25 protein-coding genes, 1 tRNA gene and 1 riboswitch are annotated in these 23,242 nt (G+C 62.5%); of the genes, 19 read left to right on the forward strand and 7 right to left on the reverse strand.

What is annotated here, in order from left to right:
- Positions 1 to 107: 107 nt before the first annotated feature.
- The gene (gene dspII, locus AC07SI_RS21890) at positions 108 to 1,220 is read left to right on the forward strand and encodes an enoyl-CoA hydratase/isomerase DspII (RefSeq protein WP_495006494.1); all 1,113 of its coding nucleotides are present in this window, start codon (positions 108 to 110) and stop codon (positions 1,218 to 1,220) included.
- A 54-nt stretch (positions 1,221 to 1,274) separates the two neighbouring features.
- Here the strand turns inward: dspII and AC07SI_RS21895 are convergent, their stop codons facing one another.
- Positions 1,275 to 1,640: a hypothetical protein gene (locus tag AC07SI_RS21895; protein WP_083221300.1), complete on the reverse strand. Its 366-nt coding sequence runs from the start codon at positions 1,638 to 1,640 to the stop codon at positions 1,275 to 1,277.
- A 316-nt stretch (positions 1,641 to 1,956) separates the two neighbouring features.
- Here AC07SI_RS21895 and AC07SI_RS21900 point away from each other — a divergent pair, with 316 nt between their 5' ends.
- The 13 genes from AC07SI_RS21900 to AC07SI_RS21960 all read left to right on the forward strand — a co-directional run bounded on the left by AC07SI_RS21900 (position 1,957) and on the right by AC07SI_RS21960 (position 15,236).
- Positions 1,957 to 3,579: a methyl-accepting chemotaxis protein gene (locus tag AC07SI_RS21900; protein WP_106805711.1), complete on the forward strand. Its 1,623-nt coding sequence runs from the start codon at positions 1,957 to 1,959 to the stop codon at positions 3,577 to 3,579.
- Between the two features lie 167 nt (positions 3,580 to 3,746).
- Positions 3,747 to 3,848, forward strand: a riboswitch (guanidine-I (ykkC/yxkD leader).
- A gap of 59 nt (positions 3,849 to 3,907) precedes the next feature.
- Positions 3,908 to 4,975, forward strand: coding sequence for a putative urea ABC transporter substrate-binding protein (locus AC07SI_RS21905; RefSeq protein ID WP_065899418.1), 1,068 nt, complete (start codon positions 3,908 to 3,910; stop codon positions 4,973 to 4,975).
- Positions 4,976 to 4,987: 12 nt separating this feature from the next.
- The gene (locus AC07SI_RS21910; RefSeq protein ID WP_495006495.1) at positions 4,988 to 5,803 is read left to right on the forward strand and encodes an ABC transporter permease; all 816 of its coding nucleotides are present in this window, start codon (positions 4,988 to 4,990) and stop codon (positions 5,801 to 5,803) included.
- Entirely contained in the window at positions 5,800 to 6,564 is a 765-nt protein-coding gene (locus tag AC07SI_RS21915; RefSeq protein ID WP_065899420.1) for an ABC transporter ATP-binding protein, read from the forward strand. The genes AC07SI_RS21910 and AC07SI_RS21915 overlap by 4 nt, the downstream gene beginning before the upstream one ends.
- Entirely contained in the window at positions 6,561 to 7,286 is a 726-nt protein-coding gene (locus AC07SI_RS21920; RefSeq protein WP_065899421.1) for an urea amidolyase associated protein UAAP1, read from the forward strand. The genes AC07SI_RS21915 and AC07SI_RS21920 overlap by 4 nt, the downstream gene beginning before the upstream one ends.
- Before the next feature lie 9 nt (positions 7,287 to 7,295).
- On the forward strand, positions 7,296 to 7,925 hold the full coding sequence (locus AC07SI_RS21925; protein WP_065899422.1) for an urea amidolyase associated protein UAAP2: 630 nt from the start codon (positions 7,296 to 7,298) through the stop codon (positions 7,923 to 7,925).
- Positions 7,926 to 8,164: 239 nt separating this feature from the next.
- Entirely contained in the window at positions 8,165 to 11,782 is a 3,618-nt protein-coding gene (uca, locus tag AC07SI_RS21930) for an urea carboxylase (protein WP_495006496.1), read from the forward strand.
- Positions 11,783 to 11,829: 47 nt separating this feature from the next.
- A complete protein-coding gene (locus AC07SI_RS21935; protein ID WP_120447834.1) occupies positions 11,830 to 12,036 on the forward strand; it encodes a cysteine-rich CWC family protein in 207 nt (68 codons plus the stop codon).
- Complete coding sequence (locus AC07SI_RS21940; RefSeq protein ID WP_495006497.1) at positions 12,026 to 12,718, forward strand: 16S rRNA pseudouridine(516) synthase; 693 nt, start codon at positions 12,026 to 12,028, stop codon at positions 12,716 to 12,718. Before AC07SI_RS21935 ends, AC07SI_RS21940 begins: the two co-directional genes overlap by 11 nt.
- Before the next feature lie 304 nt (positions 12,719 to 13,022).
- The gene (locus AC07SI_RS21945; protein ID WP_106804873.1) at positions 13,023 to 13,907 is read left to right on the forward strand and encodes an alpha/beta fold hydrolase; all 885 of its coding nucleotides are present in this window, start codon (positions 13,023 to 13,025) and stop codon (positions 13,905 to 13,907) included.
- 208 nt (positions 13,908 to 14,115) lie between these two features.
- Positions 14,116 to 14,189, forward strand: a tRNA-Gly gene (locus AC07SI_RS21950).
- A 196-nt stretch (positions 14,190 to 14,385) separates the two neighbouring features.
- The gene (locus AC07SI_RS21955) at positions 14,386 to 14,910 is read left to right on the forward strand and encodes a DUF3833 domain-containing protein (RefSeq protein ID WP_106804874.1); all 525 of its coding nucleotides are present in this window, start codon (positions 14,386 to 14,388) and stop codon (positions 14,908 to 14,910) included.
- A 20-nt stretch (positions 14,911 to 14,930) separates the two neighbouring features.
- Complete coding sequence (locus AC07SI_RS21960) at positions 14,931 to 15,236, forward strand: DUF6482 family protein (RefSeq protein ID WP_262133991.1); 306 nt, start codon at positions 14,931 to 14,933, stop codon at positions 15,234 to 15,236.
- Between the two features lie 96 nt (positions 15,237 to 15,332).
- Here AC07SI_RS21960 and AC07SI_RS21965 read toward each other — a convergent pair whose 3' ends face one another.
- Together AC07SI_RS21965 and AC07SI_RS21970 are read right to left on the reverse strand one after the other, a co-directional pair.
- Positions 15,333 to 16,529 carry an MFS transporter gene (locus tag AC07SI_RS21965; RefSeq protein WP_495006498.1) on the reverse strand — a complete coding sequence of 399 codons (1,197 nt, stop codon included), beginning with the start codon at positions 16,527 to 16,529 and terminating at the stop codon, positions 15,333 to 15,335.
- A complete protein-coding gene (locus AC07SI_RS21970; protein WP_495006499.1) occupies positions 16,526 to 17,689 on the reverse strand; it encodes an MFS transporter in 1,164 nt (387 codons plus the stop codon). Before AC07SI_RS21970 ends, AC07SI_RS21965 begins: the two co-directional genes overlap by 4 nt.
- Before the next feature lie 95 nt (positions 17,690 to 17,784).
- On the opposite strand from AC07SI_RS21970, the gene AC07SI_RS21975 reads away from it, so the two are divergent.
- From AC07SI_RS21975 to AC07SI_RS21990, 4 genes are all read left to right on the forward strand, one after another.
- Positions 17,785 to 18,678 carry a LysR family transcriptional regulator gene (locus tag AC07SI_RS21975; protein ID WP_495006500.1) on the forward strand — a complete coding sequence of 298 codons (894 nt, stop codon included), beginning with the start codon at positions 17,785 to 17,787 and terminating at the stop codon, positions 18,676 to 18,678.
- A 167-nt stretch (positions 18,679 to 18,845) separates the two neighbouring features.
- Positions 18,846 to 19,028 carry a type II toxin-antitoxin system HicA family toxin gene (locus tag AC07SI_RS21980; protein ID WP_065899432.1) on the forward strand — a complete coding sequence of 61 codons (183 nt, stop codon included), beginning with the start codon at positions 18,846 to 18,848 and terminating at the stop codon, positions 19,026 to 19,028.
- Between the two features lie 23 nt (positions 19,029 to 19,051).
- A complete protein-coding gene (locus AC07SI_RS21985) occupies positions 19,052 to 19,462 on the forward strand; it encodes a type II toxin-antitoxin system HicB family antitoxin (RefSeq protein WP_065899433.1) in 411 nt (136 codons plus the stop codon).
- A 90-nt stretch (positions 19,463 to 19,552) separates the two neighbouring features.
- The gene (locus AC07SI_RS21990) at positions 19,553 to 20,053 is read left to right on the forward strand and encodes a methylated-DNA--[protein]-cysteine S-methyltransferase (RefSeq protein ID WP_106804878.1); all 501 of its coding nucleotides are present in this window, start codon (positions 19,553 to 19,555) and stop codon (positions 20,051 to 20,053) included.
- On the opposite strand, the gene AC07SI_RS21995 is transcribed toward AC07SI_RS21990, so the two are convergent.
- A complete protein-coding gene (locus AC07SI_RS21995; RefSeq protein ID WP_495006501.1) occupies positions 20,012 to 20,836 on the reverse strand; it encodes a GNAT family N-acetyltransferase in 825 nt (274 codons plus the stop codon). The two genes, AC07SI_RS21990 and AC07SI_RS21995, sit on opposite strands and share 42 nt — an antisense overlap.
- Positions 20,837 to 21,015: 179 nt before the next feature.
- Between AC07SI_RS21995 and AC07SI_RS22000 the strand changes: the two genes are divergently transcribed.
- Complete coding sequence (locus AC07SI_RS22000; RefSeq protein WP_262133996.1) at positions 21,016 to 21,441, forward strand: low affinity iron permease family protein; 426 nt, start codon at positions 21,016 to 21,018, stop codon at positions 21,439 to 21,441.
- A gap of 54 nt (positions 21,442 to 21,495) precedes the next feature.
- On the opposite strand, the gene AC07SI_RS22005 is transcribed toward AC07SI_RS22000, so the two are convergent.
- The 3 genes from AC07SI_RS22005 to fos form a co-directional block, all read right to left on the reverse strand.
- Positions 21,496 to 22,023 carry a DUF4142 domain-containing protein gene (locus AC07SI_RS22005; protein ID WP_016975135.1) on the reverse strand — a complete coding sequence of 176 codons (528 nt, stop codon included), beginning with the start codon at positions 22,021 to 22,023 and terminating at the stop codon, positions 21,496 to 21,498.
- 118 nt (positions 22,024 to 22,141) lie between these two features.
- Positions 22,142 to 22,783 (reverse strand): LysE family translocator, encoded by a 642-nt coding sequence (locus AC07SI_RS22010; protein ID WP_495006502.1) that lies wholly within the window; start codon positions 22,781 to 22,783, stop codon positions 22,142 to 22,144.
- 44 nt (positions 22,784 to 22,827) lie between these two features.
- Complete coding sequence (fos, locus tag AC07SI_RS22015; RefSeq protein ID WP_495006503.1) at positions 22,828 to 23,238, reverse strand: fosfomycin resistance glutathione transferase; 411 nt, start codon at positions 23,236 to 23,238, stop codon at positions 22,828 to 22,830.
- Between the last annotated feature and the right edge of the window lie 4 nt (positions 23,239 to 23,242).

Consider the following 23,242-nt stretch of genomic DNA (forward strand, 5'->3'; position numbering starts at 1 on the left):
GCGAACCCTAGGAAAGCCGACCCCGCTTGTCAATTGATCTGACACACCATCGGCACTTTCCCACGAAGCGATCATACTGAACCTTCACTTTCTCGATTGAGGTCACGATGAACCTGCACTTCGAAGAGCTGACCGGCAGCGACGGCGCCCGCATCGGCATCGCCAGCCTGGACGCTGAAAAGTCCCTCAACGCCCTCTCCCTGCCAATGATCCTGGCCCTGGCCGACCGCCTGGATGCCTGGGCCAAAGACCCGAACATCGTCTGCGTACTGCTGCGCGGCAACGGCCCCAAGGCTTTTTGCGCCGGTGGCGAGGTGCGCAGCCTGGCCCTGGCCTGCCGTGAACATCCAGGAGAAGTGCCGGCCCTGGCTGCGCAGTTCTTCGCGGCGGAATACCGCCTCGACTACCGCCTGCACACCTACCCCAAACCGGTGATCTGCTGGGGCCATGGCTACGTGCTGGGCGGCGGCATGGGCCTGCTGCAGAGCGCGGCGGTGCGCATCGTCACGCCGAGCAGCCGCCTGGCCATGCCCGAGATCAGCATCGGCCTGTACCCGGATGTGGGCGCCAGTTGGTTCCTGTCGCGCCTGCCGGGCAAACTCGGCCTGTTCCTGGGCCTCACCGGCGCGCACATCAATGGTCGTGATGCCCTCGACCTGGGCCTGGCCGACCGTTTCCTGCGCGACGATCAACAGGACGAACTGCTCGATGGCCTGCTGCAATTGAACTGGCAGGAACAAACCTCGATGCAACTCAACAGCCTGCTCAAGGCCCTGGCCCAGGAAGCCGTCGACCAGCAACCCGAAGCCCAATGGCTGCCGCGCCGGGCACAGATCGATGCATGGCTGGATGTCGGCGATGTGCGCTGTGCCTGGCGCGCCTTGAGCCTGTTGCGCGAGCACGCCGACCCACTGTTCAGCCGCGCCGGCAAGACCTTGAGCGAAGGCTGCCCGCTGACCGCGCATTTAGTGTGGGAACAGATCCAGCGTGCTCGCCATCTGTCGCTGGCCGAGGTGTTCCAGATGGAATACACCCTGAGCCTCAATTGCTGCCGTCATCCGGAGTTCAGCGAAGGGGTGCGCGCGCGGATGATCGACAAGGACCAGACACCCCACTGGCATTGGCCGGATATCAACACGATCCCCGACGCCGTGGTGCGGGCGCATTTCAACAAGGCCTGGGAAGGCCGGCACCCGCTGGCGGATCTGTCGGATTACTGAGGGATTACAGGCATAAAAAACGGCGCTTCCTGCGCCGTTTGCGTATTTGATCGATCAACGGTGACCGCCACGGCCGCCGCCGTGATCACCTCCACGTCCATGCCCGCCATTACCGCCGTGATCACCCCAGCCCTGGTTCGGGTAAGGCCGGTAACCCGCCCTTGGGCCTGCCGGGTAGTAGCGAGGCGCCGGCGCGTAATAGCGCGGTGCCGAGTAATAACGCGGTGGAGGGGCGTAGTAACGCGGTGCGGGGTAGTAGTCACGACGGTATTGGTACGTCGGGCCACCGCCGTAGTAATACACCGGCGCCGGTGCGGTGTAGACCTCGGAGCGGTAATAGCTCTGGCCTCCATCGTAGTAAGGCACACACGCAGAAAGCGTAAGGCCGAGTAACGCACTGAGTAGCAATCGTCGATACATGGCGGCCTCCTGGACCGCGGAAGAGCTCCTCCAGCGACGCTGGAGGGCGGCATTCATCTTTCAACGAATGACGAAATATCTGACATCAAAAACAGAATCTGGTGCGTTCTGGTAACAACTTGATACATCAATGCCGGTGGCTTGAAGGCCCGTATGGCTGCATGGGGAGAGCGTGTTTAGTCTGCTCGAAGCTTTAACGATTCAGTAAATTTATCTGGCTCGAAACTTTGTCGATTGCGATGATGTCACTATGACATCGCACAACGCCAGGAAGGCTCTACTGTGCGCCCTTCGCCAACATCTGCGGATTCGAGCCATGAAAATTTCCACCAAGCTGCTGCTGTCATTTCTACTGTGCGCGCTGGTCACCCTCGGGGTCGGCCTGCTGGGGATCAAAGGCGTCGTGCGACTGGCGAGCGCGCTGGAGCTGACGTTCTCCAATAACCTGGTGTCCGTCAGCAACACGGCCGCCACCCTCAATGGCCTGGTTGCACATAACCGTGGCTTGTACCGCCTGCTGGATGCCAGCAAGGGCGACGTCGCCGCGCAGGACCGCAACCGCGTGCGCGACGACATCAGCAACGAACTCAAGCGCAGCCAGGCCGCCTACGCCACCTACCGCGCCACGCCGCTGGAAGATGACGAACGCGCAGCAGGCGACAAGCTCGACCAGCTCTGGCCGACCTATGTCAGCAACTCCGAACGCATCATCGCCATGCTCGATGGCGGCCAGGTCGAGCAGGCCCGCGCGCAGCTCAACAGCAGCAACAATGAACTGTTCCGCCAGGCCCGCGACTTGATCCGCGTGATGATCGACTCCAACAACCGCCAGATCCAGGAAGGCGCCGTCGCCGCCGATGAACTGCGCAGCAGTGCGTTGACCTGGATGATTGCCGGCATCGTGCTGGCCTTTATCATTGCGATCATCATTGGCGTGCTGATCACGCGGCTGATCACCCGTCCCATCGCCCAGGCGGTAGAAAGTGCGCAACGCATTGCCAAGGGCGACCTGACCCAAGCCATCCTCACCGAGCGCACCGACGAAGCCGGGCAACTGCTGATGGCACTCGCCGATATGCAGGGTGGCCTGAAAAGCACCCTGGTGGAAATCGCCAACGCCGCCGACCAGCTCGCCTCGGCTGCCGAGGAACTGAGCGCGGTCACCGACGAAAGCAGCCGCGGCCTGACGCGCCAGAACGACGAAATCCAGCAAGCCGCCACCGCCGTGAATCAGATGACGACGGCAGTCGACGAAGTGGCCAGCAACGCGGTGTCGACTTCAGAAGCCTCGCGCCAGGCCACCACCGAGGCTGAAGATGGCCGCCAGCAGGTCGAGCAGGCCGTGTCCGGTATGTCATCGATGGTCGACGAGATCAACGACTCCACCCAATCGGTGGCCGACCTCGCAGGCCAAGTGCGCGAGATTGGCAAGGTCATCGATGTGATCCGCGGCATCGCCGACCAGACCAACCTGCTGGCCCTGAATGCCGCCATCGAGGCCGCCCGCGCGGGTGAACAAGGTCGCGGTTTTGCGGTGGTCGCCGATGAGGTCCGCGCGTTGGCCCATCGCACCCAGACCTCGACCGTGGACATCGAAAAGATGATTGGCGAAGTGCAAGTCGGCGCCGATGACGCGGTGGCCGCGATGAACAAAAGCCTGACCTGGGCCAACAACACCCAGGCCCTCGCGCAGAACGCCGGCGACGCGCTGCAGCGGATTACCGCGAGTGTGGCGATGATCAACGAGCGCAACCTGGTGATCGCCTCGGCTTCCGAGGAGCAGGCCCAGGTGGCCCGCGAAGTCGACCGCAACCTGCTCAACATCCAGGACCTGTCGACCCAGACCGCCGCCGGCGCGCACCAGACCAACGCCTCCAGCCAGGACCTGTCACGCCTGGCCACTTCGTTCAACGTGCTGGTCAGCAAGTTCCAGCTGTAAGCGCCTCATTGCAGTGCGCCGACGCACCCGCGTGGCGCACGCTGTCCTGACCTTTACCCTCCCTCCTCGCCGGGCCGCCTGCACAGCCGGGCCCCGGCGCACTTGGCACGAACCTCGCTTTGCATCTGCCGTGCAGGATTCATCACAGGTTCGCGGCACCACAATTTGCAATGGCCGACTAGGGTTCCGGCTCGCCACAAGCGAGTGGCTGGTCCGAGAGTTGGCGACCTCCAGTTGAGGTTACACGGCGGGATAAAAGCCCGGGAGACAAGCCACCGTTCGCGGTGCCGCGTTGCTCCTGCTCGCCCTTGATCAACTGGAGAAGCCCATGCCCTCAATCCGTTTACCCGCCCTCCTCGCCGCCGCGTTTGCCGCCGTGCTGAGCCTGCCGGCCCAGGCCGCCACCAAAGACCACTTCAGCGTCTGCTGGACGATCTACGCCGGCTGGATGCCCTGGGAGTATGCCGGCAGCCAAGGCATCCTCGACAAGTGGGCGAAGAAATACGGCATCAGCATCGACATGGTCCAGCTCAATGACTACGTCGAATCCATCAACCAGTACACCGCCGGCCAGTTCGATGGCTGCACCATGACCAACATGGACGCGCTGACCATCCCCGCCGCCGGTGGCGTGGACAGCACCGCGCTGGTGGTCAGCGATTTCTCCAACGGCAACGACGGGGTGATCATCAAGGGCACGGGCAAGACCGTGGCCGACCTCAAGGGCATGAACGTCAACCTGGTGGAACTCTCGGTGTCCCACTACCTGCTGGCCCGTGCGCTGGAATCGGCGGACCTGACTGAAAAAGACCTGAAGGTGGTCAACACCTCCGACGCCGATATCGCTGCCGCCTTCAACACCGATCAGGTGCAGGCCGTCACCACCTGGAACCCGATGCTCTCGGAGATCAAGGCCAAGCCCGGCGTGAGCGAAGTGTTCGATTCGAGCAAAGTGCCCGGCGAAATCATGGACATGATGGTGGTCAACACCCAGACCCTCAAGGACAACCCCAAGCTCGGCAAAGCGCTGACGGGCGCCTGGTTTGAAGTGGTCGCACTAATGAACGCCAAGGGCGCCGCCAGCACCGAGGCCCTGGAACACATGGCCAAGGCTTCCGGCACCGACCTCAAGGGTTTCCAGGCGCAACTGGACACCACCAAGCTGTTTGCCACGCCCAAGGAAGCCCTGGCGTTCGCCACCAGCGCGCAGCTGCCGGCGACCATGCGCAAGGTCGCCGAGTTCTCGTTTGAACACGGTTTGCTCGGCGAAGGCGCCAAGGACACCAGCGCCGTGGGCATGAGCTTCGCCAACGGCGTGACCAGCGGCGACACCGCCAACCTCAAGCTGCATTTCGACCCCAGCTACGTACAGATGGCCGCCGACGGCAAGCTGTAAGAGGACCTGGCCATGCGCCTGATCAACCGTCATCCGGAACGCTCCAGCCGCCTGTTGTTGGTGATACTGCCGTTCGCCCTGCTGCTGTTCGCCTACTTCGTGGGCTCGGCCGAGCGCCTGGCGGAAAATCCCAACGACAAGCTGCTGCCCGGCGCCGCGCAAATGAGCGACGCGGTGAAACGCCTGGCGTTCAGCGCCGACGCGCGCACCGGGGAATACGTGCTCTGGCAAGACAGCGCGTCGAGCCTGCGCCGCCTGGCCATCGGCTTGGGAATAAGCGCCCTCGCCGGCCTGTGCCTGGGCATCGCCGCTGGCACGCTGCCGCTGTTTGGCGCGCCGTTGTCGCCGCTGCTCACGGTGCTGTCGATGGTGCCGCCGCTGGCGATCCTGCCAATTCTGTTCATCGTGTTCGGGCTCGGGGAATTGTCCAAGGTGATGCTGATCGTGATCGGCATCACCCCGGCCCTGGCCCGTGACCTGGAGCAGCGCGCGCGCGAGATTCCGGTCGAGCTGCTGGTGAAGGCGCAGACCCTCGGCGCCTCCACATGGACCCTGATGCTGCGCGTGGTACTCCCGCAATTGCTGCCGCGCCTGCTGATCTCCCTGCGCTTGATGCTGGGCTCGGCCTGGCTGTTCCTGATTGCCGCCGAAGCCATCGCCTCCACCGATGGCCTGGGCTACCGCATCTTCCTGGTGCGCCGCTACCTGGCGATGGACGTGATCCTGCCATACGTGGTGTGGATCACCCTGCTGGCCTGGCTGATGGACTGGGGCCTCAAGGCCCTGACCCGACGCGCGTTCCCCTGGTACGAAGGAGCGCGGGCATGAGCTTTATCAGCGTCAACAATGTGTGGCAGCGCTATGGCGACCAGGTGGTGCTCGAAGGCCTCAACCTGCACGTGGCCGAGGGCGAGTTCTGCACGCTGGTGGGCACCTCGGGGTGCGGTAAATCGACCTTCCTGCGCCTGCTGTTGGGCCAGGAAACCGCGAGCAAAGGCCAGATCCTGCTGGACGGCCAACCGCTCGCTGCCGAGCCGGATGCCAGCCGTGGCGTGGTGTTCCAGCGCTACTCGGTGTTCCCGCATCTGAGCGTGCTCGACAACGTCGCCCTGGGCCTGGAACTGCCGCGTTCAGCACTGCTCGGCCGGTTGTTCGGCAAGGCCAGGCAGCAGGCTCGCGAACAGGCGGGCGCACTGCTGCACAAGGTCGGCCTCGGCCATGCGCTGGACAAATACCCGGCGCAGCTCTCCGGCGGCATGCAACAACGCCTGGCCATCGCCCAGGCCCTGATCATGCAGCCGCGCGTGTTGCTGCTGGATGAACCCTTCGGCGCCCTCGACCCGGGCATTCGCAAGGACATGCACCAACTGCTGCTGGAACTGTGGCGCGAAACCCGCTTGACGGTGTTCATGGTCACCCACGACCTGAGCGAAGGCTTCAGCCTCGGCACGCGCCTGCTGGTGTTCGACAAAGTGCGCGTCGACCCCCACGCCCCCGGCGCCTATGGCGCCCGTATCACCTACGACATCCCTTTGAACAGCGAGCGTCGCAAGGCGCTCGCCGCCGAACTTGGAGCCCTTTCCAAATGACTGATTCCAACCCGCTGTTCCCGCCATTCGCCGAGGAAATGCTACCCGGCGGTGGTCACCGTTCGTTCGTGCTCAAGCGCGGTCAACTGCTGCGTCTCACGGATATTCGCGGCGGCGCCAACGTCAGCCTGACCCTGCTCAACGCCAACGAAAAAACCGAGCGCCTGAACCTGCCCGACAGCCTCAAATGCCAGCACACTGCCAAGCTCACCACCGGCCATTGCCTGTACTCGGACATGGGCCGCGTACTGGCGGCCATCACCGCCGACACCTGCGGCTGGAGTGACAGCATTGGCGGCGTGTTGTGCGCCGCCGAAGTCGCCGAGAAGTACGGCCAGGGCCGCTATCAGGAACTGCGCAACGGCTTTTTCCGCAACGGCACCGACAACCTGCTGGTGGAGTTGGGCAAGTGGGGCCTGGGCCTGTCCGACCTGCTGATGACCCTCAACCTGTTCAGCCGCGTCAGCGTGGATGCCGACGGCGGCCTGCACTTCGTGCCGGGCAACTCCAAGGCCGGCGACTACATCGAACTCTACGCCCCGATGGACACCCTGGTGGTGCTCACCGCGCTGCAACACCCGATGGACCCCAACCCTGACTACGCCCCACAACCACTGAAACTGAGCTGGATGAACGCCGACCCCAGCGTCGCCGAACACTGCCGCACTTCGCGCCCGGAAAACGCGCGCGGCTTTATCAACACCGACCGTCTGTTCGCCTGAGGAACTGCCATGTCTATCGCACTGAAACAACCGGATGCAGCGGTATACCGCGCCACCATCCCCGCCGGCGAGCCGTGGCTGATGGAGGTCAAGGCCGGGCAGACCCTGCGCATCCTCGACCTTGAGGGCAACCAGGCCGTCGACACGCTGTTCTACAGCCTCAAGAACCCACGTGAGCGCTACGACGTGCAACGCACCTTGCGTCGCCAGAACAGCGTGTACCTGGGCACCGGTAGCGTGCTGTATTCCAACCTCGGCCAGCCGATGCTGACCATCGTCGAAGACACCTGCGGGCGCCACGACACCCTCGGCGGCGCCTGCGCCCAGGAGAGCAACACCGTGCGCTACGCCCTGGAAAAACGCTACATGCACAGCTGCCGCGATAACTACCTGCGCGCCTGCGCCCACGATGGCCGGCTGGGCAAAAGCGACATCGGGCCGAACATCAATTTCTTCATGAACGTGCCGGTAACCGCCGACGGCGGGCTGACCTTCGAAGACGGGATTTCCGCCCCTGGCAAGTACGTCGACCTGCGCGCGGAGATGGACGTGATCGTGTTGATTTCCAACTGCCCGCAATTGAACAACCCGTGCAACGCCTACAACCCCACCCCTGCGGAGCTGCTGGTATGGAATTGAAAATGAGCCGGTTGCGTCAATGGTTGTTTGCCCTGTGCCAGGCCCGCGCCGGGCAGTGCCTCCACAAACGCTGAAGATCAAATGTGGGAGCGGGCTTGCTCGCGAAGGCGGTGTATCAGCGATACATGCATTGACTGAAACACCGCATTCGCGAGCAAGCCCGCTCCCACACTGACCGCATGCATTTCGGACGACCGAAGTGCTCCCTCACTTTGCGGGACGGCCCGCAGGGTTTTGCCATGTTCGAAAAACTGTTGATCGCCAACCGTGGCGCCATCGCCTGCCGCATCCTGCGCACCTTGCGCGAACTGCAGGTCAAGGGCGTCGCCATCTATGCCGAAGCCGATGCGGCGAGCCTGCATATCCAACACGCCGACGAGGCCTACAGCCTCGGTGAAGGCGCCGCCGCCACGACCTACCTGGCGGTGGAAAAAATCCTCGCGACCGCCAAGGCCTGCGGTGCCAGGGCGATTCATCCGGGCTACGGGTTCCTGTCGGAAAACGCCGCCTTTGCCCAAGCCTGTGAACACGCAGGCATTGCCTTTGTCGGGCCGACGCCCGAACAGTTGCGCGTGTTCGGTCTCAAGCACACTGCCCGCGCCCTGGCCAGGCAACAGCACATTCCGCTGCTGGAAGGTACCGAGCTGCTCGACAGCCTCGACGCTGCGTTGCGGGCCGCCGACACCGTCGGCTACCCGGTGATGTTGAAAAGCACCGCCGGCGGCGGCGGGATTGGCATGCGCGTGTGCCGCAGCGCGGCGCAGTTGAGCGAGTCGTTCGAGGCGGTCAAGCGCCTGGGCCAGAACAACTTCAGCGACGCCGGTGTGTTTATCGAGAAGTACATCGAGCACGCGCGTCACCTTGAAGTGCAGGTGTTCGGCGACGGCGCAGGTGACGTGATCGCCCTCGGCGTGCGCGACTGTTCCGTGCAGCGGCGCAACCAGAAAGTCCTCGAGGAAACCCCGGCGCCGAACCTGCCCGAAGGCATGGCCGAGGCCTTGTGTGCAGCCGCCATCACCCTCGCCAAGGCGGTGAATTACCGCAGCGCCGGCACCGTGGAATTTATCTTTGATAGCGCCGACGGGCGCTTCTACTTCCTTGAAGTGAACACGCGCCTGCAAGTGGAACACGGCGTCACCGAGCAGGTGTGGGGCGTGGACCTGGTGCGCTGGATGGTGCAACTGGCGGCGGGTGAACTGCCGCCATTGAGTGAGTTGGACGTAAAACCTCGGGGCCATGCGATCCAGGCGCGGCTGTACGCCGAAGACCCCGGCCGCGACTTCCAGCCGAGCCCAGGGCTGTTGACCTGTGTGGACTTCCCCGCAGGCGATGGCCTGCGCATCGACACGTGGGTCGAGGCCGGGTGTGAGATCCCGCCGTACTTCGACCCGATGATCGCCAAGCTGATCGCCTGGGCCCCGACCCGCGAACAGGCGCGCCTGGACCTGCACCAGGCCTTGAGCGACAGCCAGCTGTATGGGGTGGAAACCAACCGCGACTACCTGCGCCAGATTCTGCTCGCCGCCCCCTTCGCCAGCGGCCGGCCCTGGACGCGTTGCCTGGAAGATCTGGTCTACGTCGCCAACACCTTCGAGGTGCTCAGCGCCGGCACGCAAACCAGCGTGCAGGACTATCCCGGCCGCCTCGGTTACTGGGCCGTGGGCGTGCCACCGTCAGGGCCGATGGACAGCCGCGCGCTGCGCAGGGGCAATGGCCTGCTGGGCAATGACGACGGCGCCGCCGCGCTGGAAATCACCATGAGCGGGCCGCTGCTGCGCTTCAACTGTGCGGCGGTGGTCGCGGTGACCGGCGCGGACATTCCATTGTTGTTGAATGAGCAGCCGGTGCCGATGAACACCGCGCTGCTGATCGAGGCCGGCGCGATGTTGAGCCTTGGCACCATCGCCGGCGCCGGCGCGCGCAGCTACCTGTGCCTGCGCGGCGGGCTGCAAGTACCGGACTACCTGGGCAGTAAAAGTACCTTCACCCTCGGCCAGTTCGGCGGCCATGGTGGACGGGCGTTGCGCGCCGGGGATGTGTTGCACCTGGCGCCGCTGCTGGACGCGAGTGCCGGCCAGCAGTGCCTCGCCGAACCGCTGCCGCAGGTGCGCACGCTGCGAGTGATTTACGGCCCCCACGGCGCGCCGGAATATTTCCTGCCGGAGTACATCGACATCTTCTTTGCCACGCCGTGGGAAGTGCATTTCAACTCCAGCCGTACCGGCGTGCGGTTGATCGGGCCCAAGCCATCGTGGGCACGCACGGACGGCGGGGAGGCGGGGCTGCATCCGTCGAATATCCACGACAATCCGTACGCCATTGGTGCGGTGGATTTCACCGGCGACATGCCGGTGATCCTCGGCCCGGATGGCCCGAGCCTCGGCGGTTTCGTCTGCCCGGTGACAGTGATCGAGGCGGACCTGTGGCAACTGGGGCAGCTCAAGGCCGGCGACAAGGTGCGCTTCGAGCCGGTCGACCTCAAGACCGCCCGCGAACTGGCCATGAAAGAGAACCGCGTCTGCAGGAGCAAGCTTGCCAGCGATGCCGACAACTCGGTGCTTCAGGCTGACCAAGGCGCCGCCATCCCCGGCACGCCGGGCGCCTACACGTCGCCGGTGGTGCTGGATATCGGCGAGGACGACACCCGCCTGGTCGCCCGCCTCGCAGGCGACACCCATCTGCTGCTGGAAATCGGCGCCGCCGAGTTGGACCTGGTCCTGCGTTTTCGCGGCCACGCCCTGATGCAAGCCTTCGAAGCCCGTGCGCTGCACGGCGTGATCGACCTGACGCCGGGCATCCGCTCCCTGCAGATCCACTACCAGCCCGAACAACTGCCCCTGGCGGATCTGCTGGCACTGATCGCCAGCGAGTGGAGCGCCGTGTGCGCCCGGCAAAACCTGCAGGTGCCGTCGCGCATCGTGCACTTGCCGTTGTCCTGGGACGACCCGGCGTGTCAGCTGGCCATCGAAAAATACATGACCACCGTGCGCAAGGACGCACCCTGGTGCCCGAGCAACCTGGAGTTCATCCGCCGTATCAACGACCTGGCCAACCTCGATGAAGTGCGCCACACCGTGTTCGAGGCGAGCTACCTGGTCATGGGCCTGGGCGATGTCTACCTCGGCGCGCCAGTGGCCACGCCGCTCGACCCGCGCCACCGGCTGGTGACCACCAAGTACAACCCGGCGCGCACCTGGACCGCCGAGAACTCGGTGGGCATCGGCGGCGCCTACTTGTGCGTGTACGGCATGGAAGGCCCCGGCGGTTATCAGTTTGTCGGGCGCACGCTGCAGATGTGGAACCGCTATCGAGAGGTGGCGGCGTTCGATGGCAAGCCATGGCTGCTGCGGTTTTTCGACCAGATTCGCTTCTACCCGGTGAGCGCGCAGGAACTGCTGCAGATTCGGCGGGACTTTCCCCTGGGGCGCTTTGAGCTGAGCATCGAAGACAGCACGTTGAACCTGGCGGATTATCAGGCATTTCTCGCGCGGGAAGCCCCCACGATCGACGCCTTTCGTGAGCACCAGCAGCACGCTTTCAACGCCGAGCGCGAACGCTGGATCGCCAGCGGCCAGGCGCATTTCGACAGTGAAGAGTCGGCGCCGCCGCTGGCGCAGGACACGCCGCTGCAAGCCAATGAGTACAGCATCGACAGCCATATCGCCGGCAATCTCTGGCAAGTCCAGGTGAGCTCGGGTGAGCGCGTGGCGGCCGGCGATGTGCTGGTGGTCCTGGAGTCGATGAAAATGGAGATCCCGGTGCTGGCGCCGTTTGCCGGGGTGGTGCGCAAGATTCCGGTGCAGCCGGGCAGCAGTATCGGCGCCGGCCAGCGGGTCGTCGTGCTGGAACGCGACTGAACGGCGCTGTATCGTGCAGGGACTTCCGAGGCCCTGCCCGACCGACCATGACCACGCCAACCCTTTGCCCTGCCTGCGGTGCCCGCAACGACTGCACCCTGGCCGACCCACGTACCGCCGATCAGCCTTGCTGGTGCTATAGCGTCACCATCGACCCGGCGGTACTTGAAGCGCTGCCCGATGAACTGCGCAACAAGGCCTGCCTGTGCCCGCGGTGCGCGCAGGTCGATGAGCAGATTCGCCATGCGCGTTGACCGTTTCCTCAGCAATCTTCCGCGTTTCAATCGCCAGCAGGTGCGGGTGTTGCTGGTCGAGCGGCGTGTCAGCGTTGATGGTGTCGCCGTCAGTGATCCTCACCATGAAGTACGCGAATTCAGCCGCGTGTGCGTGGATGCTGAAGTGTTGCAGGCGGGGCGCGCAGCGCGTTACTTCATGCTGCACAAACCCCAGGGGTGCGTGAGCGCTACCGCGGACCCGCAACACCGCACGGTCCTGGACCTGTTGGATGAGCCGGACAAAGACGAGCTGCACATCGCCGGTCGTCTGGATTTCAACACCACGGGCCTGATGCTGATCACCAACGATGGCCAGTGGTCACGGCGCCTGACGCAACCGCAGACCAAGCTGCCCAAGGTCTATCTCGTGCAGACCGAGCAGGACATCGGCCCGCACTACGCGGCTACCTTTACGGCGGGCGTGTATTTCGCGTTTGAAGACCTGATCACGCAACCCGCCGATCTGCAGTTGCTGGGGCCCAGGACCGCACGCCTGAGCATCATCGAAGGCCGCTATCACCAGGTGAAGCGTATGTTCGGGCATTTCAACAACAAAGTGACGGGCTTGCACCGTGAGCGGATGGGCCCGTTGGTGTTGGACCTGAGCCTGGCGCCGGGCGAGTATCGGCCGTTGTCCGAGGAAGAAATCCGACAGGTCTGACGACCGTTCAGCCGGTGATGGCAAAAAACCTGTCTGCCGGCTTGCGAGCTGGCCACTCGACTGCTTGAATCAAACCGTCAGCCAAATTATGACTGGCGAGTCGCCTATAACCTCCAAGAAACACCTTGCCCCGCCCGCGCTTGATCTACGGGCCTCCCAGGCAAACAGCCCGCCATAACAACACCCGTCGGCCAACCGTGATCGGATCGACATGGGCCCTCATTTTCCAGGCGTATGCCTACCTGTCACAAAGCTCGTGCAGAGTGATCTGCGCGCCCTACCCGCTTGCCAGGAGTCTTACGACATGAGGCCAGAAATCGCTGTGCTGGATATACAGGGTCAGTATCGGGTTTACACGGAGTTCTATCGCGCGGACGCTGCTGAAAAGACCATCATCCTGGTCAACGGCTCCATGGCCACCACGGCATCCTTCGCCCAAACCGTGAAAAGCCTGTACCCGCAATTCAACGTGGTTTTGTACGACCAGCCCTACGCCGGTCGCTCCAAGATCCATAATCGCCATGAGCACATGCTGACGAAAGAAGTCGAAGGCCAGATCCTGCTGGAACTGATCGACCACTTCGCGGCCGAGCACGTGCTGTCCTTTTCCTGGGGCGGCGCCGCGACCCTGGTCGCCCTCGCCCACCGCCCGCGCCGTGTGGAAAAGGCCGTGATCAGCTCGTTCTCCCCGGTGATCAACGCGCCGATGCGCGACTATCTGGAGCGTGGTGTCGACTACCTCGGCAACCTTGATCGCCACAGCGTCGGCCACTTGGTCAACAGCACCATCGGCAAACACTTGCCGTCCCTGTTCAAGCGTTTCAACTACAAGCATGTGAGCAGCCTGGCCGAGCACGAGTACGGGCAGATGCATTTTCACATCAGCCAGGTGCTGCACAGTGACCGCCTGTGCTACCTCAAGGCCGCACGGCAGATCGACGTACCGGTGCTGTTCTTGAACGGCGAGTGGGACGAATACACCAGCGCCGACGACGCCAGGCAGTTCGGGCAGTACGTGACGAACAGCAGCTTCAGCACCATCCAGGCGACCGGGCACTTCCTGGACATGGAGCACAAGGCCGCGTGCCGGGACAGTCGTGCGGCGGTGGTGGGTTTTCTCAAACCCGAGCGGCAGGTCAACCGATTGCGCTATCACCAAGGCCAGACCCAGCATGCCTTCGCCATCTGAAATACGCTCGCCAGCGTGCCTAGGCACTGGCTTGCCCGCGATAGCCTGACCCCAAAGGTCCGTCTATCGCGGGCAAACCCAGCCCTTACGCACGCTCGCGCCACACCGAGATCAGTTTGCAGCCTCGCCTGGCGCACGCAACCCACACATTTTTCGAAGAAAAACTTCAAATCCCGGCGCACATCTGGTACAAAGTCAGCCGCTCTGAGCGGGTATAGTTTAATGGTAGAACAGTAGCTTCCCAAGCTTCCGACGAGGGTTCGATTCCCTCTACCCGCTCCACTCAGATTTCGCGCCCACGTCAGGATGGTTCTGACGGGGGAGGCCTAAAAAACCGGTCCTTGGTGGCCGGTTTTTTATGGGTGGGATTTGTGCTACTCGTCAGTCGCCTCGCACAAACATGTACAAATCAATATTTTTGTACAAGTATCAATCCTGAGCGATGGCACTACGCCGCGCACCTTCATGGAGCCGGACAATGACGCGTCTATGGATTTCATTGTTGCTGGTGTTGAGTTTGAGTAGTTGCGGCAACGTGGGGGTCGATCACTACGCCGGCCAGCAACCGCAGCTGGACCTGGAGCGTTTCTTCAGCAAGCCCGTGAAAGCCTGGGGCATCTTCCAGAAGCGCTCGGGTGAAGTCGCCAAGCGCTTTGAGGTGAATATCGCCAGCCGGCGCGAGGGCGATGCGTTGATTCTCGACGAGCGGTTTCTCTACAGCGACGGCACGCGTCAGCAACGAATCTGGACGCTGACCCCGGACGGCCCGGGACGCTGGCGCGGGCGGGCGGGAGACGTGGTCGGCGAAGCTATCGGCGAGGTGGCGGGCAACGCACTGCGTTGGCGCTACCGTCTCAACCTACCGGTGGATGGCTCCGTCTACGAAGTCAGCTTTGACGACTGGATGTACCTGATGGACGAGGACACCCTGATCAACCGCTCGAGCATGTCCAAGTTTGGTGTCGAGTGGGGTCAGGTCACTTTGTTCTTTCGTCGCCAATGACCCTGAAGCGAGGCTCAATCATGAATCTGCAACAGCTGGCCGAACTGGCTGGGAAAGGCGAAATACGTGAGCTGGAATTGTTGTCGCTGGAAGGCGGTTTCTATATCGCTCGCGTGAGACTGGATGACGTCGAGATGACGTTACTGGACGATAGCGGCAAGCCGATGCGCATCGGTTCCACCACGCATTTGCGCGATCTGTTGCAAAGGGTTCCACCGTTTCCGTGTGTACTGGTGCAGCACTGCGTTCATGACGAGATGTGCGGTACGCGCGAAGGGCCGATCGGGGCGTTGCGCATTCCGTTTTCGCTGGCGGCGACACTTTGAATGCTGGCTTCATCCGTTCATGAAGCGCGAACGCTACAACCCAGGAGGCCCAGGTCATGACGTAGGACGGAACTGAGTTTCACCTGCGAAAAGCGATCATCGTTCGTTCCTGTCCACTCCCCTTTGCACTACCCACGCCAGCGGCAACGTCACACACAAGACTCCTGCCAGCACCATCACCGCCACCGGCACACCCAGCGCGTCCCCCACGCCGCCAAACACCACCGGTGCCAGCGCCCCGCCGCCGATTGTGCCGGTGTAGAACAGCGCAAACGCCTGCTCGCGCTTGCCCGCGCCGGCCAGGTCCGGCACGGCGCCGTAGAGCACCGAAGACGTACCATTGAGCGCCAACCCCAGCAGCGGCAACATCACCATCAACCCCGTCAGCGGCAGGTATACGGCGGCAACGATCAGCAGCGCAGTGCTGGTTTCGGTGATCCATACGGTCTTCATCATGCCTATGCGTGCACCGAGGTAACCGCACAGCAATTTGCCGAAGGCGCCACCGATAAACAGCATCGTCAGCGCCAGGCCGATGCCGGCGGTACCGGCGCCCTTGGCTTGCAGCAGGAACGGTAGAAACGTGAGAAAGCCCATGCGCACGGCACTGTCGAGCGTACCGGTGAGGATCAATGCGCGCAGGCCAGTGACGGAGCCGACGCCCCTAAGCGGCTTGGCTTTTTTGCTGACGGTGGATTCGCAGGCTTGAACAGGAATAAGCCACCACAACAGCCCCGCCGCCACCAGGCCGATCAGACCCAGCAGTGTGGCGCTCGCTCGCCAACTGATGACAGTGAGCAGCAGGCCGATCAGCCCCGGGATCAGGGTTTTGCCGATGTCGCCGGAGAAATTGTACTGGGACAGCGCCTGCTTGACCCCGCCCCCGTCCTCATAGGCGTCGGTGATCATCGAGGATGCCAGCGGATGCTGCGTGCTGGCGCCCAAGCCGCCCAGCAACAGCGCGACCAGCAACAGCGTCAATCCGGTCGCCTGCCCCACCAACAGGTAGGCACACCCTGCCAACGCCGTACCCCCCACCAGCAGCGGTACGCGGCCCCAGCGTTTGGCGGCGCGGCTGGCCAGCAATTGGAACACCGCCATCATCCCGGAATAGGCGCCGCGTAAAAGGCCGATCTGCGCGTAGGACAAGGCGAACTGAGCTTGCCAGATAGGCAGCAGCACGTAGATGGCGTCGGTGAGTCCATCGTGGATGGCGTGAGCGCTGCAACCGGCGAACAGCACGCGACGGCGAGTGGATATTTCAGACGCAGGCACAGCGACGGTGTCGTTCATGAGGTAGGAATCAGCTCGGGTTTAGGCGGCTTCCAGCCGGTCAGGGCGATCAGCAACGTCAGTAATTGGAAACCGATGATCAGCGTCACGCAGCCCGCCCAGCCCCAGCGTTCCCAGATCAAGGCCGGCACGATGGCGCCGCAACTGCCGCCGAGGTAGTAACAGGTGAGATACAGCCCCACAGCGCGTGCCTTGTTGCCATCGGCGGTGGCGCTGATATAGGCATTCGCGGCGGCCTGTGCGAGAAACACGCCGGTGGAACTGAGCGCCAGGCCCACCACGATGCACCACAGCGACGACGTCAGGGTCAGCGCCGAGCCACTGACCCCGAGCACCGCAGCGACCGTCAGCAGCTCGGTGTGCGGACGGGCTTTGCTGAGACGCCCGGCGATGGGAATCACGATCAACGCCAACAGGAACACCATATACAGCGTGCCCAACGCTGCAGGCCCGAGATTGAAAGGCGGTAAGCCAAGGTGCAAACCTGCGTAGGTAAACGCCGCGACTTGCGAGAACAACACGCAGAAACCTACGGCGTAAGCGGCGAGCAAAGGCAGGCTAACCCCCCCCGATGAAGAGGCTTTGACCGCGACCGACCTCGCGCGGTTGGGCGGTAGCAGAAACTGGATAAACCCGCCGACCATCAAACTCAGGGCCGCGAGCAATTCAAAGGCTTCGCGCCAGCCCACGTACTCGGTCATCACCCCGGTGACAAAGCGCCCTGCGAACCCGCCCAACACGGTGCCGGCGACATACAGGCTGGTGACTTCAGTCACTGTGCCGCCACTCCAGCGATCGCCGATATAAGCCACGCTGGTGGCGAACACCACCGGGATCAACATGCCCTCGACAAAGCGCCACACCAACACTTCGGCGAAACTGTCGGCATAGGCTGTCATCAACGCCGGCACCGCCAGCAACAGCGCAGCCACGGCGATCACGCTGCGCTGCTGGAAACGCCCGGTCAGGCGGCTGACGAAAGGGGCCGTGATCGCCACCGCCAGGGTGGTCACGGTGATGCTCCACCCTGCCGCCTTGGCGCTGATATGAAACTGCTCGGCAAAGGTCTGCAGAATGCTCTGGGTCGCATAGAGGTTGAGAAACGCCGCGCAGCCACACAGGAACAGGGCAAGGCGGGCACAATGCAGGCGCGGTTTCATGAAACCTCTCGTTTTATTTTGTAACGCCTTTATAGAATGAGCGGCATGATCGTGACCAATACCGATTTCCGACCGATCAATACCCAAGGATCAGGATGCTCGACCTACGCAAGCTGCGTTACTTTCTGACGGTCGCCGAAGAATTGCACTTCGGCCGCGCCGCCTTGCGCCTGCACTTGGCGCAGCCACCGTTGACCCGACAGATCTCGGCGCTGGAAACCGAGTTGGGGTTCAAGCTGTTTGATCGCACTAGCCGAACGGTGACCCTCACTGCCCAGGGCCGCGCGTTTTTGCCCTACGCCCGTGGCGTACTCGAACAGGTGGAACTCGCGCAGGTGATCGCCACCAAACTCGCGGCGGGCACTGCCGGGCAGCTGACATTGGGTTACGTCAGCTCGATTGCCCTCTCGGATTTGTTCAGCCAGACCATCCAGGCCTTTGCCCAGCGCTTTGCCGATGTGCAATTGACGCTGGTGGAATGCGCTTCCGGCAGCCTCGGAGCGCAGGTGGCGGACGGGCGGCTGGATATCGGGCTGAGCCGTTTGTTGCCGCAAAACGAGCAGGTGCAGGCACTGTCGCTGGGTCAGGAGCCGTTGGTGGCCGCAGTGTCCAGCGACAGCCCGCTGGCCCAGCAAGCGCACATCAGCCTGGCCCAACTGAGCACCTATCCCCTGATCCTGTTTCCCGCCGACTACGGTTCGGGACTGAACCAGTCCATCGAGCAACTTTACCGCCACCACGGCGTGCCGCTGCGTGCCGGGCCGACCGGGCGACAGATCACCTCGATCATCGCGCTGGTCGCGGCCGGGCAAGGGGTCGCGCTGGTGCCGGCCTGTACCCGCAGCTTGATGAACAAGGGCGTCACCTATCGGCCCTTGGAGGAAGCGGATGCGTGCGCACCGTTGCTGGTGCTGACCCCCACACACAGACACAGTGTGTTGGTCGACGCGTTCCTCGCCGTGATCGCCGACGTAATGCCGTCTCGCTGACGCATTCGCAAAACCCCGCAATACCTCTTCCAAACGCCCTTCCTGCGCGGTCATACACTCCAGATGCGCCTACCGAAATACCGGTCGCCGACCGTCGGTAGGTATAGTGTTGATAATTTATTTTTCGTGGTTATAGTCACCACCAACACACACCACAAGGAGGTGCTGTGGATAGCCGATATTTGATGGGGCACATCGTTGCCGATGGCTGGTATCTGGTCCGCATCAGGGGCAGTCATCATCACTTCAGGCACCCGACCAAACCGGGGCTGGTAACGATCCCTCATCCAAAGAAGGACCTGCTGGACAAGACCGCCAAGAGCATTCTCAAACAAGCTCTGCTGAGTTAAGCCGTCCCTGGAGGACAACGAACATGCTGTATCCCATCGCAATTTCAACCGGCGACCAAGACCATGCCTGGGGCGTGGAAGTCCCGGATATTCCTGGCTGCTTCTCGGCCGGCGACGACCTCGATGACGCCATGGCCATGGCGCGTGAAGCCATTGAAGGGCACTTCGAGATCCTTGCCGAAGACGGTGCACCGATCCCCAGCGCACAGAAAGTCACCGTGCATGCAGCCAACCCACAGTACGCCGGCTGCACCTGGGCGGTGGTGGACATTGACGTCACCAAGTACCTGGGCAAGGCGCAAAAGCTCAATATCACCTTGCCGGGCTATTTGCTCAACCGCATCGATGAATACGTGCTGCATCACCCCGAGGAAAAAAGCCGCTCGGGTTTCCTCGCGTCGGCGGCGCTCAAAGTGCTGCAGCAAGAGCACTGACCGGCCTGAATTCAACCGCAAGAAACGAAGTTTTCAGTGGCGCGGGCTGCGCTAGATTGAACCCATACCCGCCCACCCAGGAGCTCGATCATGGCTTACGAATACACCCTCATGCCCTCCCCTGTCGGCGTCCTCACCTTGGTGGCGCGCGACGGCAAACTCAGTGCCATTCTGTGGGAGTGCGAGCGCGCCAACCGTGTGCGCCTGGGCGCCTTGCACGAAGCCAATGACAGCCCGGTGCTGTTGGAAACCAAGCGTCAACTGGCGGAATATTTTGCCGGTACGCGCCATCGATTCGAGTTGGAGCTGGACTTTGCCGGCACTGAATTTCAGAGGCAGGTCTGGCAGGCACTGCTGACCATCCCCTTCGGCGAAACCCGCAGCTACAGCCAGATCGCCCAACAGATCGGCAACCCCAAGGCCGTGCGTGCCGTGGGGGCGGCCAATGGTCGTAACCCCATCTCGATCATCGCACCGTGCCATCGCGTCATTGGCGCGTCAGGCGGGCTGACCGGCTTTGCCGGGGGGCTTGAGGCCAAGCAGTATCTGTTACGGCTCGAGGATCGCGGGCAAGTCAAAATGGCCTTCTGATAACGGAGCGGCGAGGGGTCCACGAACAAACGACTGGTAGTCGAATAAGCGCGCGAAGCGCAACGTTCGATACAGCGGTAGGCCCTGCGTCGATGCTTCAAGAAAACACCGTTCGGCACCCAGGCTCGTAGCGTGACGCAAGGCCGCTTGAATCAATTGGGTGGCGTAGCCTCGTCCGCGAAAGCCCATGAACGTGCCGACATCATTCAGCCGCGCTTCCCCGTCACACATCGACAACGTTAACGAAGACCTCACCTGCCCTTCGCTGGACAAGATGAAGTGGTAAAGCGCCTCACCCGCCTCAAGCGCCCGTTCGTGCCGGGCCTGATAGCGCGCGAGGCCTTCGGGCAGCATCGAAAATGCATTGCCGAGCGGAGCGGCCCAGTCATCCAGGTGCTGCGTCAGGCTGATCTGCACGGAGCAGTCACTCATCGGCGAAACAAGGTGCGACTGTTCGAGCACCATCGCGGTGGTAACTTCAGCCGCCTGGAAGCCCAGCTCCGTGAGTACGTCACGCAACCCCTCGACCTTTTCCTCATGGATCACCACGCGTATATCCAGCGTTGTACCGCGAATCACATCCACTATCGCGGCCACCGCGTCGCCCAGGGGGCCACTCCCTACCCGGATGAATAACAGGTTAAAGGGGTCCAGCGTTTCGTCGGTCAGATAAGCGTTGATACAGGCGTTGTAGCGGCGATGCAGCGAGCATGTCGCGGCAAAATAGTGGTCCTCGGTTCGGTGGTAGAGCATGGGCAGGTCACAGGCGACATCAGCGTGCATGAGCAATATCCGGATAAAAATCCAGTCTCGCGCCCATCACGGAAGGGGCGGCGTAGGCCCCCTCCTAAACACTTGTAAAAAAAGCACATACCTTCGGTCACGCCCAGCAATTGTAAAAAGAAATTTCAGAGCATCCCTGCGGTCAGTATTTTCATCACCCACCCTTGAGGAAAACGGTCATGAAATTCTCCGCAGTCTCCCAATCTCTGTCCCGCTGGGCAGGCAGTGCCCGGACGTTTTACGCGGCCGTCGCGTTGATTTTCCTGTGGAGCCTGAGCGGACCCTACTTCCACTACAACGACACCTGGCAACTGATCATCAACACCTCGACCACCATCATCACCTTCCTGATGGTGTTTCTGATCCAGAACACGCAAAACCGCGACAACGACATCCTGCATATCAAGATCGACGAACTGCTGCGCGTGTCCAAGGATGCGCAGAACGCGGTGCTGAGCCTGGACGGGCTGGACCGCAAGGAGCTGGAAAAACTGCGCAATGAATACCGCAGCATCGGCGCCACCGGCAGCGTCACGCTCAATAGCAGTTGCGGTGAAGCCGTCGACGATGCGGTGCCGAATAAAACCGATTTGAACCAGGCATAAAAAAACGGCGGTTGGATGTGCTCCAACCGCCGTTTTTTTCTACTGGCGAGAGTTTCAGCCGTCGCCTTGATGACCTTTACCGTAGGTCGATGCCAGGGCACGGGCTTTTTGCAGGCGCTCCTCCAACTTGGGCAGCGTCTCATCCACCAATGCCTTGATTTCCGGCACATCCGACGCCGCGCCTTCCTGTTTGAACAGGGCGATGGCGTCTTCGTTTTCCTTGACCTGCTGGGCGGTGTAAGCGGCGTCGAACGAGTCGCCGTCCTTGAGTTCAGGCATCAAGGTCTCGGCCTTGTCGACGATCTTCTCGCGCGGCGCCACCGGCAGGTCGAGCTTCTTAGCAATGGCGGCCAAATGCTGGTTGGCCAGGGTGCGCTCGTTGATCACCTCGATGGTGTAGTCCTTGATTTCCTGGGACGAGGTCTTGGCGTGGGCCATGCGACTGGTTTCGATATCGGCCATACCTTTGGCCGAAGCCTGCTCGATGAATTCAGCAGGCGACTGGGCGAAAGCATTGCTGGCGCCGAGGCCCAGCAGCATCGCGAAACTGGCGGTGCGTAACCGGATAGCCATGCGGCTCATGATGGGTTCCTCCAGGGCAAAAATGGGTGCGGGGACTACACCCCGCCCTGAATTCGAATTTTTACGGCGGCAAAGGTTTAGAAAAAACTCGCCAGTACGACGAACGGTCGCTGCCGCCTCAGGCCGTTTTGCTACCAAACAGCCCCGGCAACGCGTGGGCCAGGGCGTTGATGGCAAAGCCGATGAACATCTCGCCACAGAGTCGGGTGATCAGGATTTCATGCCGCTGATACACGGTACGCACCCGCTGGGCACCGACCACGCCGATCAGGATCGCGTAGGCCAGCAGGCCGCCGACAAAGCTCAGAAGGATCAACGTAGGCAGCATCGCCCAGGTCAGCAGTTCGGCACGGCTGGACAGCAACGCAGTAAACGTCGCCACGGCCACCGGGTAGGCCTTGGGGTTGGTCAGGCCGAACAGGATGCCGTGCCAGAACGGATGCCGCGCGGCGCCCTGGGGCGTATCACTGCTGCGGCGCTGGGTGCGGATCGCGCGCCAGCCAAGCCAGAACAGGTACAACCCGCTGAGCACACCCAATACATCAAATGCACGGCTGCCGACTTCGCGCGCGCCCACAATCGCGATCAGCGCGGTGCTGCACCACACCACGTCGCCGAGCAAGTGCCCGCATAGAAAACCCGCTCCGGCACGTCGGCCACGGGCGGCGCCGATGCCGAACACGGCCAGCACGCCCGGCCCAGGCGTAATACCGTAGATGAAACCGGAGGCGAGGACGGCAAACAGCAAGGATGGGGTCATGGGCACGACTCTGACAGACGGTGGAAAGGTGTGGTGGATGTGCGCTAGGAGTAAAACTTCATCCCGGCATAGGGCTTGTTGCGGCAGGCCTCAAGACGCGAAGCCAGGTCGCCGACATGGGCTTCGAGTTTGTGGCCATCGGGATCGAGGAAGTAGAACGAAGCTCCTTCACTGCGATTGTCGCGCCACTCTTGAACGCCGACGGCGCGCAGCTGCGAAACCAGCGCGGTGAAATCAGCCGCCTCGACGGTAAACGCGTAGTGGGTGTAATCCGCCGCCGGTATGGACTCGCGAAGAGCGTCCAGCGACAGGCACAGCCACAGGCCCGGCAAAGAGAGGTAGGCACCGGTGTCCCAGGTGGCGTCAAGTTTCAGGTGCAACCGCTCATGGTAGAAGCGCACGCTGCGCTCCAGATCGGTGACGGCCAGGGTCAGGTGGTTGAGGCCTGAAAGCATGTGT

The organism is Pseudomonas sp. GW821-FHT05D12 (genome assembly GCF_059419825.1).

What these genes read in the sequence shown, in the direction of transcription:
- dspII (WP_495006494.1), top strand. Translation starts at nt 108, where the DNA reads ATGAACCTGCACTTCGAAGAGCTGACCGGCAGCGACGGCGCCCGCATC.
- AC07SI_RS21895 (WP_083221300.1), bottom strand. Translation starts at nt 1,640, where the DNA reads ATGTATCGACGATTGCTACTCAGTGCGTTACTCGGCCTTACGCTTTCT.
- AC07SI_RS21900 (WP_106805711.1), top strand. Translation starts at nt 1,957, where the DNA reads ATGAAAATTTCCACCAAGCTGCTGCTGTCATTTCTACTGTGCGCGCTG.
- AC07SI_RS21905 (WP_065899418.1), top strand. Translation starts at nt 3,908, where the DNA reads ATGCCCTCAATCCGTTTACCCGCCCTCCTCGCCGCCGCGTTTGCCGCC.
- AC07SI_RS21910 (WP_495006495.1), top strand. Translation starts at nt 4,988, where the DNA reads ATGCGCCTGATCAACCGTCATCCGGAACGCTCCAGCCGCCTGTTGTTG.
- AC07SI_RS21915 (WP_065899420.1), top strand. Translation starts at nt 5,800, where the DNA reads ATGAGCTTTATCAGCGTCAACAATGTGTGGCAGCGCTATGGCGACCAG.
- AC07SI_RS21920 (WP_065899421.1), top strand. Translation starts at nt 6,561, where the DNA reads ATGACTGATTCCAACCCGCTGTTCCCGCCATTCGCCGAGGAAATGCTA.
- AC07SI_RS21925 (WP_065899422.1), top strand. Translation starts at nt 7,296, where the DNA reads ATGTCTATCGCACTGAAACAACCGGATGCAGCGGTATACCGCGCCACC.
- uca (WP_495006496.1), top strand. Translation starts at nt 8,165, where the DNA reads ATGTTCGAAAAACTGTTGATCGCCAACCGTGGCGCCATCGCCTGCCGC.
- AC07SI_RS21935 (WP_120447834.1), top strand. Translation starts at nt 11,830, where the DNA reads ATGACCACGCCAACCCTTTGCCCTGCCTGCGGTGCCCGCAACGACTGC.
- AC07SI_RS21940 (WP_495006497.1), top strand. Translation starts at nt 12,026, where the DNA reads ATGCGCGTTGACCGTTTCCTCAGCAATCTTCCGCGTTTCAATCGCCAG.
- AC07SI_RS21945 (WP_106804873.1), top strand. Translation starts at nt 13,023, where the DNA reads ATGAGGCCAGAAATCGCTGTGCTGGATATACAGGGTCAGTATCGGGTT.
- AC07SI_RS21955 (WP_106804874.1), top strand. Translation starts at nt 14,386, where the DNA reads ATGACGCGTCTATGGATTTCATTGTTGCTGGTGTTGAGTTTGAGTAGT.
- AC07SI_RS21960 (WP_262133991.1), top strand. Translation starts at nt 14,931, where the DNA reads ATGAATCTGCAACAGCTGGCCGAACTGGCTGGGAAAGGCGAAATACGT.
- AC07SI_RS21965 (WP_495006498.1), bottom strand. Translation starts at nt 16,529, where the DNA reads ATGAACGACACCGTCGCTGTGCCTGCGTCTGAAATATCCACTCGCCGT.
- AC07SI_RS21970 (WP_495006499.1), bottom strand. Translation starts at nt 17,689, where the DNA reads ATGAAACCGCGCCTGCATTGTGCCCGCCTTGCCCTGTTCCTGTGTGGC.
- AC07SI_RS21975 (WP_495006500.1), top strand. Translation starts at nt 17,785, where the DNA reads ATGCTCGACCTACGCAAGCTGCGTTACTTTCTGACGGTCGCCGAAGAA.
- AC07SI_RS21985 (WP_065899433.1), top strand. Translation starts at nt 19,052, where the DNA reads ATGCTGTATCCCATCGCAATTTCAACCGGCGACCAAGACCATGCCTGG.
- AC07SI_RS21990 (WP_106804878.1), top strand. Translation starts at nt 19,553, where the DNA reads ATGGCTTACGAATACACCCTCATGCCCTCCCCTGTCGGCGTCCTCACC.
- AC07SI_RS21995 (WP_495006501.1), bottom strand. Translation starts at nt 20,836, where the DNA reads ATGCACGCTGATGTCGCCTGTGACCTGCCCATGCTCTACCACCGAACC.
- AC07SI_RS22000 (WP_262133996.1), top strand. Translation starts at nt 21,016, where the DNA reads ATGAAATTCTCCGCAGTCTCCCAATCTCTGTCCCGCTGGGCAGGCAGT.
- AC07SI_RS22005 (WP_016975135.1), bottom strand. Translation starts at nt 22,023, where the DNA reads ATGAGCCGCATGGCTATCCGGTTACGCACCGCCAGTTTCGCGATGCTG.
- AC07SI_RS22010 (WP_495006502.1), bottom strand. Translation starts at nt 22,783, where the DNA reads ATGACCCCATCCTTGCTGTTTGCCGTCCTCGCCTCCGGTTTCATCTAC.
- fos (WP_495006503.1), bottom strand. Translation starts at nt 23,238, where the DNA reads ATGCTTTCAGGCCTCAACCACCTGACCCTGGCCGTCACCGATCTGGAG.